Source organism: Hyalangium ruber, from assembly GCF_034259325.1.
Lineage (GTDB): Bacteria > Myxococcota > Myxococcia > Myxococcales > Myxococcaceae > Hyalangium_A > Hyalangium_A rubrum.
In genome coordinates, this window is sequence record NZ_JAXIVS010000020.1 from 35,509 (window position 1) to 49,082 (window position 13,574).

The following is a 13,574-nucleotide window of genomic DNA, read 5'->3' on the forward strand; positions in this document are numbered from 1 at the left end:
TCAGAGCGTCAGCCAGTACGCCAGCCCGTTCAGGTCCGCGAGCGACAGGGACACCGAGAGGCTGCGCAGCGGCCGTCCGCTGAAGGGCGTCTCCCGGACGCCCACGCTCATGCCCACGCGGTCCTGCAGCACCGCGCCGTGGAGTTCCAGCCCCCAGTCGAAGCGCCGCTCGCCATTCCAGTGCAGCGAAGCCCGAGGCCCCGCGCCCAGGGACACGCCTCCCAGATGCACCGTCGGACGCAGGCCCACGGTGCTGGAGAGCCGGTCCTGGGCGCTCTCGAAGTCGAGGGGCTCCACCTTGGACAGCAGCGACAGTCGAGGCGAGAGCCTCAGCGCGGGCTCCAACCACGCCACCGCCACGCCGCCATTGGCCGCGTCGAAGGCCACGCGGTAGGGCAGCAGGTGCATCATCCGCAGCTTCCACGCCCCCGAACCCGGAGGCGGCTCCGCAGGGAGGCTGGAGGGATCCACCTCGAAGCGCGGCAGGGGCCCGCTGCTCACTTCGCGCCGTGCCAGGAGCTGGCCGGCGGCGAGCCCCAGCCGTACACCCCGCTGCGCCGCGGCGGCCGTCGTCCCCTCGATGGGCTGCTGTTGCAGTTCCAGCACGGTGGCCCGGTCGATGGCCCTGCGGAGCGTGGTGCCCCACCAACGCGCCGGATCCTGGAGCGCCAGACGCATGTTGCGCTCCTGCCCCTGGAACCCGTGCGCTCGCAGGCCCGCGAGGAACTCATCGAAGCCGGGGTCGGCCAGGCACAGCGCGTCCGTGTCCCCTTCCCGGCACGGCCGCCGGTGTGAGCGGGCCGCCTCAAGCGCCGCAACCAGCGGGTCGTCCTCGGGCAGGCCGGAGGCCGTCTCCGTCCAGGCCCAGGCGGGCTCGGCCAGCAGCTCCTTCGCACGCGCGCGGCTGCCGAGGGCGATCGCCAGCTCCTCGCGGGCGAGCGCGGTAAGGACGTGGCGAGCCCGCTTCGAGGCGTGTACCCCCATCCACTCCGCGTTGTCGCGCATCATCATCCCCACGCACCGCTGGGTCTGGGGATCCGAGAGCTCCAGGGCGTCCGAGGAGCCAGGGCTTCGCGCCGGCGCGGGCCGGCCGGTGAAATAAGGATCCTGCGCGGCGCAGCCCTGCACGGACAGCGTATGCACCGCGTCGTACACCCCCGCGTAGTAGTCCAGCTCGCGCAGGGGCCGGTCCAGGAAGCCTGCGAAGTTGCCAAGCTGTGAGCCCGCCAGGGGCGCGAAGCGCGTGGTGACGAACAAGCGGCGCTCGGGCACTCGGCCCAGCTGGAGCGCCAGGGCCTGGGCCGACAGTGCCTCCAGGGAGGCCCGGAGCTGCTGGAAGCGGGGCACCAGCCCCGTCAGCGCGCGGATCACCTTCACCCGGTGGGCCAGCAGGCTCAGGTCCCCAACATGCTCCTGGCCCTCGAACTCCCGCTGTGCCGCCGCCACCTCTGGCTGGAGCAGCTGCTCGCTCGCGGCCTGGAGCAGGGGTTGGGTGTCCTCCACCTCGAAGAGCGCTCCCTTCGGCAGCTCCTGGAGCCGCGCGCGAGCCTCGCGGGCCAACGCGGAGAGCCGCGGCTCCGGCATGGATTCGATCCAGCGGAGCTGCTCGTCCAAGACCGCGTTGGCGAGCAGGTGCGTGGCGGCGCTCAGGCCCCGGCTGTCGCGCAGCGTCTTCAGGAACGCCTCGCGCAGCTCTCGCTGCTGTGTCTCGGAGATCTCGCTGCGCGAGAGCAGATCCAGCTCTCCGGCGAAGAACTCGATGACGGAGGAGCTCAGCTCCACCCCGTCGCTGAACGCATCCTGGACGCGCTCCCCCTCTTCGGCCTGCGCTAGCGGTTCGTCCACGTACCGGCGGAACTGACCGCGTGTGTCGACCAGCTTCGACAGGGAGGTCCCCAGGGACACGAGCTCCTCCACCGACAGCCGCTCGGTCACCTTCGCCGCCTGCGGGGAGTCGGTCAGCAGCGGATCCTCGCCGGGCGCTCCGCGCAACGCCGCTGCACAGCGCCCCAGCAGTCCCGGATTCTCCAAGCCGGTCTCCTGCGCCGAGAGCCTCCGCACACAGGAGAGCAACACACGCCCCCGGCGCAGCCGCTCGGGGACGGACAGAGCACCTCGGGCAGGAGCCTCGGGAAGCCGCGCCTCCAGGACCTGCCCGTGCGCGAGGGAGGACAGCACGGAGTGGACCTCGGCATAGCGTCGGCCGGACTCCGCCGCGCTCATGAGGAGGCTGCGCGTGGTGCGGTTCCAGTGCATGGCCCGCGCCGTGCGCCCCAGCTCCGAGTTGCGCGCGGTGGACACCAGCCCGCTGAAGAGTCCCACGCTGCCGGCGATGCTCGCGCTGGACGAAGCCTGAACGGTGGCGCCGGAGGACACGCGCGCCTGGAAGCGGCGAAAGTCCGGGTCCACGAAGACATAGGAGACGGGGTTCCACAGGCTGGGGCCGCGCCTGGACTCGACCAGCTCGATGGCCAGGCCCACGGGCGCGTTGTCGAAGACGCCGCCATCCACATAAGGCCTGCGGCACAGCATCAGCTCCTGGCCCGGCGTGGAGCGCGCGGCGCAGGTGAGCCCGGACAGCGGCCGCCCCGCCTCGGGCCCGGGGCAGGTGCCCTGGCTCACGCGCTGCTCGGTGGGGCACGAGGAAGCGCAGTCGCACAGGTCGCGCGGACTGAATGCCACCGGGAAGGCCGCGGAGGCGAGCACCGCCTGGCTCACTTGATCCGAGTCCACGGCGTAGCCAGGGGGCTCCGGGTCCTCTCGCTCGCCCAGCATCAACGCGCTGGGCGCCAGCTCGCCCTGGCTCGGCAACGGCTGATGGCGCAGCCGCACCCGACCGCTGGGCGTCACCTCCAGCGCCAGCGGGACGACGAAGCGCTGGGTCATCGCCGGCAGCCCCTCGATGTGGCTCACCTCGGGAGTCAGCCGGGTGACGCTGAAGCCCAGGGGCACGCTGCACCCAGGCTGGAAGCGCCGTGCCTCGTTGGGCGTGAAGACCTTGGAGCGCAGCTCGGCGATCACCCGCTCCAGCGGGCGGCGGGACAGGAGCCCGTCATCGGCCCGGTAGACGCTGGCATTCTCGGGCAACAGATCATCCAGGCCCACCGGCAGCCATGCATCTCGCAGCAGGTTGGCGTCGACGCTGTCATCCGCAGTGGAGTCCGGCGCCTCGCACCAGAGCGCGGCGGCGAGCAGGGCGTTGATGCTGCCCGCGCTGGCGCCCGTGACGCCGACGAGGTTAGGACGAAACGTGGGGCCTTCCACGGGCTGGGCGCGGGCCAGGCGGAGGAAGCGCACGGTGCCCCACGTCAGCCCCGCCTCGTAGGCACCCAGGCTCACCCCGCCGCTGATGGTGAGGGCGATGTCATGGGGCGGCGGAGCCTTCTCGGCGGCGCCCGCCACACACGTCAGCAATCCCCCCAGGACGACCACCCACCGGGCCCAGTACCGCACGACACGCCTCCCGTCTTCTCCAAGGCGCGAGAGTCTACACGCCAGCACGCGGAGCCCGCTGGCACACTTCGACGGACCCCGAGGGTTACCAGGCCACGAGGTAGGTGCAGCCCGTGTCGTCGTGCTGCCGGCAGGCGCCCGGCTCATGGGTGACGCGGATGAAGAAGGAGTCCTTGGGCCGGTAGCGCTCCGTCAGGGCATCGATCAACCCCTCATCGAACTCGCACGGATAGGGGTTGTCGCAGAGGACCCGGCCGCTGCGCTCGCCCGTGGGCGTGTAGTGGTAGCCGCCGATGTTCGACGTGCCCCGGTGGTTCATCTGGTACGCCACGTCGAGCCCCCGCAGCGCCTCTTCCATGCTGTGGATGGCGGGGAACGGCGCCGTCTCCGGAATCTTCCGGCCCACGGCCCGGACCGTGTTCGGGCCGATCTGCGCCTGGATGTCCCGAAACGTCTGGAGCACGCTCTCCAGCGGGTACCACGTGTCCTCTCGCAGCGGGCTGATGCCGTTGGCGGCGAGGATTCGCTCCGCCCGGCTCTGAATGGCCATCATGGCCGCGAGAATCGCGGAGACCGCCTTCCCGAAGACCTCCGTCTGGGTCGGCAGGACGGATTGAGACACGCTCATGACCCCGTCGACCAGGACACGTGGAAGTGAACCTCCAGCGTCGGGGCCGTGTAGCTGTCGGGGAGCGGCTCGAAGGGCGCCGCCTTCTTCACCGCCTTGAGGGCGGCCTCGTCCCAGCCCTTGGAGCCCGACTCCATCGAGACCAGCGTGGTGACGAGCTTGCCGTCCCGGCCAATCACGGCCTGGACCACGGTGCGCTGGCCGGGCTTCGGCACGTGCTTGGCGCCCGGCTGCCGGTAGCTGCGGGCGAACCGATCGAAGAGCTTCTTCTGGTAGTCGGTGCTCGTCAGGTTGGCCTGGAAGAAGGTCTGGAGCTGCGCACGCACCCCCGCGGCCCGGGCGACCGGGGTGAGGAGGAGCGCGAGCGCGACGGTTGCTGAAACGAGGAGATGGAGGCGGGACATGGGTCCAGCTAGATTGCCCCAACCGCTCCCTGGAGCGCGAGTGACTGGTGACAGGGGAGAATCGTGGCGACAGCGGACGGCAAGTCCATCCTGGCCATCGACCTGGGAACCTCGGCCGTCAAGCTGGCCGTTATTACCCTGCGCGGTGCCATCCTGGCCGGAGAGGTGGAGCCTTATCCCCTCTCCCTGCTGCCCGACGGCGGCGCCGAGCAGGAACCCCAGGCCTGGTGGGAGGCCATCGTGCGGGCCACGCGGCGGTTGCTGGAGCGTGGCACCGTCGCCGCCAGCGACATCGTCGGCGTCAACTGCAGCGCCCAGTGGTCCGGCACGGTGGCCGTCGACGAGCAGGGCCAGCCGCTGCGGCCCGCCATCCTCTGGATGGACTCGCGCGGGGGCCGTTACGTCCAGCGCCTCATCGACGGCTTCCTGCCCATCGAGGGCTATGGCCTGCGCAAGGCGTTTCACTGGCTGCGGCTGACGGGCGGCGCGCCCAGCCTGTCCGGCAAGGATCCCGTGGGGCACATCCTGTTCCTCCAGCACGAATACCCGGACATCTACCGGCGCACCTACAAGTTCCTCGAGCCCAAGGACTGGCTCAACCTGCGTCTCACCGGCCGGTTCGCCGCCTCCTTCGACTCCATCACCCTGCACTGGGTGACGGACAACCGGAAGGTGTCCCAGGTGCGCTACGACGAGCGCCTGATGCGACAGACGGGCATGCCGCGCGAGAAGCTCCCGGAGCTGCTCCCCGCGGCCTCGGTGATTGGCCCGCTCCAGCCCGAGGCCGCGCGCGAGCTGGGGCTGGGCGAGCATGTCCAGGTGGTGACGGGCAGCCCGGACATCCTCGCGGCCGCCGTGGGCTCGGGCGCCGTGCGCGACTTCGAGGCCCACCTGTGCATTGGCACCTCCTCGTGGCTGAGCTGCCACGTGCCCTACAAGAAGGCCGATCCGCTGCACCAGATGGGCACCGTGCCCTCGGCCCTGCCCGGCCGCTACCTGCTGCTCAACGAGCAGGACTCCGCCGGAATCTGCCTGACGTTCCTCAAGAACCTGCTCTTCGAGGGAAACGCCCCTCCCACCCAGGACATCTACGCGGCCTTCGAGCGGGAGGCCTCGCGCGTGCCCGCGGGCAGCGACCGGGTCATCTTCCTCCCCTGGCTCAACGGTGAGCGCTCTCCGGTGGAGGATCGGCTGGTGCGCGGCGCGTTCTTCAACCAGTCGCTCCAGACGACGCGCGGCCACCTGGTGCGCTCGGTGCTCGAGGGCGTGGCCTATAACGCCCGGTGGCTGCTCACCTACGTGGAGCCCTTCCTCGGCCGGAAGCTGGAGGGCATCCGCCTCATCGGCGGCGGAGCGCGCTCGCAGCTGTGGTGCCAGATCCTCGCCGATGTGCTGGACCGCCCCATCCACCAGGTGGACGAGCCCGTGCTGGCCAACGCGCGGGGGGCGGCGCTCCAGGCGGCGGTGGCGCTCGGGCACCTCACGGTGGAGGAGATTCCCCAGCTCGTCACCATCTCCCGCACCTACACACCCGACGCCCGGAATCGCGGGCTCTACGATGAGTTGTTCCGGGAATTCCTCAACCTCTACAAGAGCAACAAGGCCATCTTCGCGCGGCTCAACCGGCCTCGAAGCGATTGAGGCGCACCGCGCGCGCAACCCTCACCTGCAAGGGACACCCCTCCATGGCGCTGCCTGATCTCGATCTGCTGTCCCACCTGCCTCCCCGCGTCCTCGCGGTGGCCGAGCGCTACCTCAAGGCCATCCCCATGGTGCGCGAGCGGCTGGAGAAGGAGACCGGCTCGATGCTCACCGAGCTGGAAGGCAGCCTGAAGCCCTACCGGGGCGAGGTGCCCACCTTCGATCGTCTCCCCACCCAGGGCCGCACCCGCGAGGAGGTGCTCCAGGAGTTGCAGCAACTGGAGTCCCGCGAGCACGAGCGCTGGAAGGAGGGGCGCGTCTCGGGCGCCGTCTACCACGGGGAGGAAGACCACATCGCCTTCGTCAACCGGGTGTACGCCCTGCACTCCCAGAGCAACCCGCTGCATGCGGACCTGTGGCCCAGCGCCACGAAGTTCGAGGCCGAGGTGGTGGCGATGACGGCGCACATGCTGGGCGCCTCCGAGACCAACGCTGGCAAGCCTCCGGAGAAGCACATCTGCGGCTCGCTCTCCTCCGGCGGCACCGAGAGCATCATGCTGGCCATGAAGACGTACCGGGACTGGGCCCGGGACAAGAAGCGCATCACCCGGCCGGAGATGGTGGCGCCCGCCAGCGCCCACCCGGCGTTCGACAAGGCCGCCCACTACTTCGGCATCAAGATGGTGCGGGTGCCCGTGGGGCCGGACTACCGCGCCGACGTGGCGGCGATGCGCAAGGCCCTCACCCGCAACACCATCGTGGTCATCGGCTCGGCGCCCTCGTTCCCCCACGGGGTCATCGACCCCATCGAGGAGCTCTCGGAGATGGCGCGCAAGCACGGCTCCGGGTTCCACACGGACGGCTGCCTGGGCGGCTTCGTGCTGCCGTGGGCGAAGCGGCTCGGCTACGAGGTGCCGCTGTTCGACTTCCGGCTGCCGGGGGTGACGTCCATGTCCGCGGACACGCACAAGTTCGGCTACGCGGCCAAGGGCACCTCGGTGGTGCTCTACCGGGGCACCGAGCTGCGCTCCTACCAGTACTTCACGGCCACCGAGTGGTCGGGCGGCATCTACTTCTCCCCCACCTTCTCGGGCAGCCGGCCGGGCGGCCTCATCGCCGCGGCCTGGGCCACCCTCGTCTCGATGGGCGAGGAGGGCTACCTCGAGGCCACTCGCCGCATCCTCGAGACGGCGGCGACGATCAAACAAGGGATTCGAGACATCCCCGGTCTCTATGTGCTGGGCAACCCGCTGTTCGTCATCGCCTTCGGCTCGGACGCGCTGGACATCTACAAGGTGATGGAGCGGATGGGCACCCAGGGCTGGAACCTCAACGGGCTGCACAAGCCCTCGGCGGTACACCTGTGTGTCACCCTGCGTCACACCCAGCCAGGCGTGGCGGAGCGGTTCCTGGCGGACCTGCGGGCCGCGGTGGAGCATGTCCGCGCACACCCAAGCGAGGAAGGGACCATGGCCCCCGTCTACGGCATGGCCGCTACAGTGCCGTTTCGGGGGTTGTTGAGCGACCTGCTCAAGAAGTACATGGACCTGCTGTACAAGGTCTGACCCCTGTTCATGCTCGATCTTCTCTCTCTCTCGCAGGCAGCTCGCGCCATCTCCAGTGAACTCGCCCCCGAGGAGCTGCAGCGCACGCTGCTGCGCATCCTCCGCGAGGCCACGGGGGCGCAGTACGCCGCGCTCCTGGACTTCAACGCGAGCGAAGGCTGGGTCGTGCTCTGCCAGTCCGCCGGAGAGAGCCGCACCACCGCCGATCTGCCCGCCACCGTGCTGGCCGAGGCGAGCCAGACCCGGAAGTCGGTCATCCTCTCCAACGCCAGCGCGCAGGCGCCCCACGCCCAGGACTCGGTGGTTCGCGCGCGCGGCCTGCGCTCGGTGCTGTGCCAGCCCCTCACCCACCGAGGCCGGCAACACGGGCTGCTCTACCTCGAGAGTACGCAGAGCGTGGACGCCTTCGGCGAGGCCCGGCAGAGCCTGATCGAGCTGCTCGTGTCCCAGGCCGCGGTGGCGCTGGACAACGCCTACCTGCACCATGACCTGCTCGAGCAGAGCCGGGCGCATGAGTCGGCCCGCCGCGAGGCCGAGGCCGCGCGCAAGCAGATGCAGGACATCATCGACCACTCGCCGGCCGCCATCTACCTGAAGGACCGCCTGGGCCGTTACCTCATGGTCAACAGCCTGTTCGAGGCGTTCTATGGCGTGCCGCGCGCGAGGATCGTGGGCCGCAAGGACTCGGAGCTGCTGCCTCCCGAGAACGCGCAGGCGCTGATGGAGAACGACCTGCGCGTGCTGCTCGCCGGAGAGACGCTCCGCTTCGAGGAGGAGATTCCGCACCACGACGGGCCGCACACCTTCCTCTCGGCGAAGTTCCCGCTGCGCACCGAGGATGGGACGATTCACGCGGTCTGCGGCATCTCCACGGACATCACCGAGCACCGCAAGCGCGCGGACCTGGCGCTGCAGAAGGCCAACGAGGAGCTGGAGCAGCGGGTCGCCGAGCGCACGGAGCAGCTGCACGCGGCGCAGCGCGAGCTGCTGGATCGCGCCCGGCACGCCGGCATGGCGGAGATCGCCAGCAGCATCCTCCACAACCTCGGCAACGCGCTCACGGGCATCAGCGTGAGCAGCGCGCTGCTGCGCGAGCGACTGCAGACCCTGCCCATCAACTCGCTGGAGCGTGTGGCCAACATGTTCCAGAACCCGCCAGCGGCGCTGGGCGCCTTCCTGGCCGAGGATCCCAAGGCCCGGCACCTGCCGGAGTTCCTGGGCAAGCTCCACGCCCGCTTCGTGGAGGAGCGGCAGTCCTTGCTGGATGAGTGTGCCCACCTGGCCACGAAGGTGGAGCACGCCAACAGCGTCATCGCCACGCAGCAGAACTACGCGCGAACGCGCTTCACGCTGCGCGAGCGGATGCGGCTGCGGGAGCTGGCGGAGGACGCGCTGCGCCTTTGCGCCGACAGCAACCAGTTCGAGGCGCTGGTCCACCGCGAGTACGGCGAGGAGGAGCCGGAGTTCTACGAGCGCCACGTGGTGGTGCAGATCCTGGTCAACCTGATCGCCAACGCGAAGAACGCGGTGCGCGAGCGACTGGACAACGCCCATCCGCGCATCACGGTGACGATCCACCAGGACTCGGAGCGGACCCTGGCCTCCGTCACGGACAATGGGGTGGGGTTCGACGAGGCCGTCAAGGCGCGGCTGTTCACCTATGGGTTCACCACGCGTCCCCGGGGCCACGGCTTCGGGCTGCACAGCGCGGCGCTGAGCGCTCAGGCCCTGGGCGGGCACATCGAGGCGCACAGCGAGGGCCCGGGAAAGGGCGCCCGGTTCGAGTTCATCCTGCCGCGCCAGCGGCTCGACGCTGAGCCCTAGCGTGCAGGGCCCAGGCTTCGTCCCGCGAGTTCAGCGGGTGCTGCCGAGAGCTGCTCGATGCGCCGCTGAGGCAACGCACGAAACAGCAACCAGCCTCCGCTTTCGAGCGGCCCCTTCACCAGCTGCCCGGTATCGAGCAGCTGGTGTCCGATGAAGGAGGCGCTGTCCTTCAAGGAGAGCTGGAACCGGACCTGATCCAGCCGCCCGTCATCCAGTTTTGCCCGGCCCTCCACGTAGACACTGTCATCGCGCACGAAGAGCTGCGAGGCACCCTCGACGCGGCCATAGGAGTTGTCCGCGAGGACGAGCTCGAAGTCTTCGCCACGCACCACCGAGGGGCTGTCCCCGCTCGGGGTGTGGCCCACGACCAGGCGGTGGATCCCCTCGCGGGTCAGCCTCGCGACCAGCTCTTGTGAAGGCAGCGTCGGGTGGTTGTTCTCGTCGGCCATGCGCCCATACACCACGCTGGCGGTGTTGATGCGATCGCCTGGGGTTGGTGCCTGATAGGCAATGACCGGCTCCCAGGCGGGGAGACCTTCCGAATCGAACCGCCACTCGATGAAGGCCTCGAGTTGCTCTGCGTACCAGCGGTTGAGGGCCTCAGCCCATGCGTCCACTCCCTCAATGGGAGCACGTGATGGCACATGCCCGACGCTGTGCTCATGCACCCCTCCGTGGACGAAGAGGGTATTGCCGATGCGGTGGACCAGTCGGCACGCGACCAGGTAGTCGCGCAGCAGGCCTCCGGGGCCCAAATCTTCGAGGAAGCTATCGACGACGGCTTCGTCGCTCGCGGGGAGGCCGTTAGCGGTCAGTTCTTCCTGGCGGAACGCGAAGGCCTCACGCGCGCCCATGGTGTTCTCGAAGATCCACCGCAGGAGCACCGGTCGCGGAGCTGCCCGCACCTCCGCGGGCGCCCGCGAGGGAGGGAATCCATTCAGCTCGCGCATCAAGCGCAGCTTGTTGATGTCACGGTTGCCCGCGAGCATCACCACCTGCGAGGGCTGCCGGCGCCAGGCCTCGAGCAGTACCCGCATCAACCGGCGCCCCGCGGCGCCCCGGTCGATGGCATCTCCCCCGTACACGAACGTCGCCCCTGGCCGCACCGTGAGCCGATCTCCTGGCTCGAGGGAGACCAGCGGATTGTCCTGGCAGAAGCTGGTCAGCTTCTCCCAGATGCCCTCCACATCCGTGAGGTACGCCACGGAATAGTCGGCCTTGCTCGTCTCCGCAGCTGCGGTGGCGCGGGCAGCCTCGGCACGCGCCATGATTTCGGCGATCACCGTTGTCTTGGCATCGGCGTAGTTCTGCACGTACTTCCAGGTGCGTGAGGCCAGGTCCCGCTTGGTGGCTGCGTATAGTTCACGATCGGCTTCGTTCGCTCGCAACCAGTCACGCATCATCAGCATACGGGTGATCTCTCGCGAGCCGCTGCTAAAGACATGCATGTTCACCTCGGGGTGGGCCCCTTTCAGGAGACGGTGCTGCTCCCACTCCGGCTCGCGAATGCGAAGCTGATAGCCCGCGGATTCCAGCGCGGGGACGTAGGCCGACTCATCGCTGGAGTCCGCCACGGCGACGATGATGTCGATGATGGGCTTGGCCATCAGTCCTGGTACCGAGGTGGAGCCGGCGTGCTCGATCATGAGAGCCCGCTCCCCCAGCGCCGCACGAATCTTCGCAGCCTCCCGAGCAAACAGAACCGGCCATTCCGGATCGTAGGCGACGAGGAGGATCTGGCCGTTGACCTCCGTGGGCGCACCGATTGTCGCCGCATGCAGTTCCTCATCCGTGGTCGGCTCTTTCGCCCGGTTGCGATCGCTCATGGCATCTCCTCGACGCGGCTGAACTACGGGTCGGCCGCCGCCGCACCGGCCGCTTCCCGGAGTTCAGTCCGGCACTTCTCGTGTCATCTCGACCATGGTGGGGCGCCAGCCATGTCGGGTGAAGAATCGCTGCGCCGCCTCGTTCTTCGAGGCGCTCATGAGGATGACCCGGGGAACCCCCAACGCGGCGAAGCGTCGCATCAGCTCCTCGATCAGCAGCGTCCCCGCCCCCGTGCAGCGCGCGGCCTCCTCGACCCAGATGTCGTGCAGGCCCCCGCAGCGGTCTCTCAGCGCATTCCAGTCGCGCTCTTCGACGCGGCCGTAGGCGTAGCCGATCACCTCTCCGTCCCGCTCCGCCACGAGCACCACCGCCTCCTTCGCCTTCAGCTCCTTGCCCAGCCACCAGCGATAGCCGGCCTCCACGTCATCCGGGAGCATGAAGCGCGCGGCATCGAAGCCGTGGTGCTGGCGGACCAGCGCGGCGCCCATGCGGCCCAGGGCCTCCGCGTCCGCGGGCCTGGCGGGACGAACGGTGACGGTCATGGCAAGGACCCCTACGCGCGCGAGAACGCCTCGCCCACGATGGCGCGCGCCTCCTCCACGACCGCGTCCAGGTGCGCCTGGTCGCGGAAGCTCTCCGCGTAGATCTTGTAGACATCCTCCGTGCCCGAGGGCCGCGCGGCGAACCACCCATTCTCGGCCACCACCTTCAGGCCGCCGAGCTCCGCGTTGTTGCCCGGTGCCCGCGTGAGGCGCTGGAGGATAGGCTCCCCCGCCAGCGTGCTGGCGCGCACGGACTCCGGAGAGAGCTTCTTGAGCACCGCCTTCTGGGCCGAGGTGGCCGGCTGGTCGATGCGCGTGTACAGCGGCGCGTTGAAGCGCGCGGTGAGCTCCGCGTAGTGCGTGCCCGGATCCTTACCGGTACGCGCGAGGATCTCCACCGCGAGCAGGTCCAGGATGATGCCGTCCTTGTCCGTGGACCACACCGTGCCATCCCGGCGCAGGAACGAGGCACCGGCGCTCTCCTCGCCCCCGAAGCCCAGCGAGCCGTCCAAGAGCCCATCCACGAACCACTTGAAGCCCACGGGCACCTCGACAACGCGCCGGCCCAGGTCCTTCGCCACGCGGTCGATCATGCTGCTGCTCACCAGCGTCTTGCCCACCGCCGCGTCCGCCTTCCACCCGGGGCGGTTGCGGAACAGGTACGAGATGGCCACCGCGAGGTAGTGGTTGGGGTTCATCAGCCCCACGCTGCGCGTGACGATGCCGTGCCGATCCGAGTCGGTGTCGTTGCCAAAGGCGATGTCGTACTGGTCCTTGAGCGCCACGAGGTTCGCCATGGCGTACGGCGACGAGCAGTCCATGCGGATCTTCCCGTCATGGTCCAACGGCATGAACCGGAAGGTGGGATCCACCGTCGCGTTCACCACCGTCAGGTTCAGCCCGTACCGCTCGGCGATCGGCTTCCAGTAGACGAGGTTCGAGCCGCCCAGCGGATCGGCGCCGATGCGCAGGTTCGCCCCGCGAATCACCTCCATGTCCAGCACCTGCCCCAGGTCCTCGACGTACGGGACGACGAAGTCGTACGTGCGGATATGCGAGGCGACCCGGGCACGCTCGTACGGAATGCGCGCCACGCCCGCGTTGCCAGCACCGAGCAGCTCGTTGGCGCGCTTCTCGATCCAAGCGGTGATCTTCGTGTCCGCGGGGCCACCGTTGGGCGGGTTGTATTTGATTCCGCCATCCTCGGGCGGGTTGTGCGAGGGCGTAATCACGACGCCATCCGCCAGCCCCGCCGTCCTGCCCCGGTTGTAGGTGAGGATGGCGTGCGAGATGACCGGCGTGGGCGTGGCCTCTTCCGTGAAGCGCACCTCCACGCCGTTGGCGGCCAGCACCTCCAGCGCCGTGCGCTGGGCAGGCTCAGACAGCGCATGCGTGTCCATGCCCAGGAAGAGCGGACCGTCGATGCGCTCCTGCTTGCGGTACTCGCAGACCGCCTGCGTCACCGCGAGGATGTGCGCCTCGTTGAAGCTCCGGCGAGCGGCCGAGCCCCGGTGGCCCGAGGTGCCGAAGGCGACCCGCTGCTCGGGCTCACGCACGTCAGGGCGCTCCGAGTAGTACTGCGCGCGCAGCGTCTCGGGGTGGATGAGGACGGAATCGGGCGGGGGCTTGCCAGCGAGAGGATGGGGCACGGTGGCGGATGATACGTAGCCCGCGCCCTCCGTCAGGAGGG

At 69.3% G+C, this 13,574-nt stretch carries 9 protein-coding genes; 3 read left to right on the forward strand and 6 right to left on the reverse strand.

Features of this window, described 5'->3' with window-relative positions; all coding sequences use genetic code 11:
* The 3 genes from SYV04_RS38900 to SYV04_RS38910 all read right to left on the reverse strand — a co-directional run bounded on the left by SYV04_RS38900 (position 1) and on the right by SYV04_RS38910 (position 4,485).
* On the reverse strand, positions 1 to 3,453 hold the full coding sequence (locus tag SYV04_RS38900) for a patatin-like phospholipase family protein (protein WP_321551134.1): 3,453 nt from the start codon (positions 3,451 to 3,453) through the stop codon (positions 1 to 3).
* An 85-nt stretch (positions 3,454 to 3,538) separates the two neighbouring features.
* A complete protein-coding gene (locus SYV04_RS38905) occupies positions 3,539 to 4,081 on the reverse strand; it encodes a hypothetical protein (protein WP_321551135.1) in 543 nt (180 codons plus the stop codon).
* A complete protein-coding gene (locus tag SYV04_RS38910; RefSeq protein ID WP_321551136.1) occupies positions 4,078 to 4,485 on the reverse strand; it encodes a TonB family protein in 408 nt (135 codons plus the stop codon). The genes SYV04_RS38905 and SYV04_RS38910 overlap by 4 nt, the downstream gene beginning before the upstream one ends.
* Before the next feature lie 63 nt (positions 4,486 to 4,548).
* Between SYV04_RS38910 and SYV04_RS38915 the strand changes: the two genes are divergently transcribed.
* From SYV04_RS38915 to SYV04_RS38925, 3 genes are read left to right on the forward strand one after another with little or no spacing between them, the layout of a single operon-like run.
* Complete coding sequence (locus tag SYV04_RS38915) at positions 4,549 to 6,126, forward strand: xylulokinase (RefSeq protein ID WP_321551137.1); 1,578 nt, start codon at positions 4,549 to 4,551, stop codon at positions 6,124 to 6,126.
* Positions 6,127 to 6,170: 44 nt separating this feature from the next.
* Positions 6,171 to 7,691, forward strand: coding sequence for a pyridoxal phosphate-dependent decarboxylase family protein (locus SYV04_RS38920; RefSeq protein WP_321551138.1), 1,521 nt, complete (start codon positions 6,171 to 6,173; stop codon positions 7,689 to 7,691).
* A 9-nt stretch (positions 7,692 to 7,700) separates the two neighbouring features.
* Entirely contained in the window at positions 7,701 to 9,515 is a 1,815-nt protein-coding gene (locus SYV04_RS38925) for a PAS domain-containing protein (RefSeq protein WP_321551139.1), read from the forward strand.
* On the opposite strand, the gene SYV04_RS38930 is transcribed toward SYV04_RS38925, so the two are convergent.
* From SYV04_RS38930 to pgm, 3 genes are all read right to left on the reverse strand, one after another.
* Positions 9,512 to 11,341, reverse strand: coding sequence for a GrpB family protein (locus tag SYV04_RS38930; protein ID WP_321551140.1), 1,830 nt, complete (start codon positions 11,339 to 11,341; stop codon positions 9,512 to 9,514). The genes SYV04_RS38925 and SYV04_RS38930 overlap by 4 nt on opposite strands.
* A gap of 63 nt (positions 11,342 to 11,404) precedes the next feature.
* Positions 11,405 to 11,884 carry a GNAT family N-acetyltransferase gene (locus tag SYV04_RS38935; RefSeq protein ID WP_321551141.1) on the reverse strand — a complete coding sequence of 160 codons (480 nt, stop codon included), beginning with the start codon at positions 11,882 to 11,884 and terminating at the stop codon, positions 11,405 to 11,407.
* An 11-nt stretch (positions 11,885 to 11,895) separates the two neighbouring features.
* Positions 11,896 to 13,533 carry a phosphoglucomutase (alpha-D-glucose-1,6-bisphosphate-dependent) gene (pgm, locus tag SYV04_RS38940; RefSeq protein ID WP_321551142.1) on the reverse strand — a complete coding sequence of 546 codons (1,638 nt, stop codon included), beginning with the start codon at positions 13,531 to 13,533 and terminating at the stop codon, positions 11,896 to 11,898.
* Positions 13,534 to 13,574: the final 41 nt, after the last annotated feature.

Coding starts and splice junctions, on each gene's coding strand:
- SYV04_RS38905 (WP_321551135.1), bottom strand. CDS start 4,081: ATGAGCGTGTCTCAATCCGTCCTGCCGACCCAGACGGAGGTCTTCGGG.
- SYV04_RS38910 (WP_321551136.1), bottom strand. CDS start 4,485: ATGTCCCGCCTCCATCTCCTCGTTTCAGCAACCGTCGCGCTCGCGCTC.
- SYV04_RS38920 (WP_321551138.1), top strand. CDS start 6,171: ATGGCGCTGCCTGATCTCGATCTGCTGTCCCACCTGCCTCCCCGCGTC.
- SYV04_RS38925 (WP_321551139.1), top strand. CDS start 7,701: ATGCTCGATCTTCTCTCTCTCTCGCAGGCAGCTCGCGCCATCTCCAGT.
- SYV04_RS38930 (WP_321551140.1), bottom strand. CDS start 11,341: ATGAGCGATCGCAACCGGGCGAAAGAGCCGACCACGGATGAGGAACTG.
- SYV04_RS38935 (WP_321551141.1), bottom strand. CDS start 11,884: ATGACCGTCACCGTTCGTCCCGCCAGGCCCGCGGACGCGGAGGCCCTG.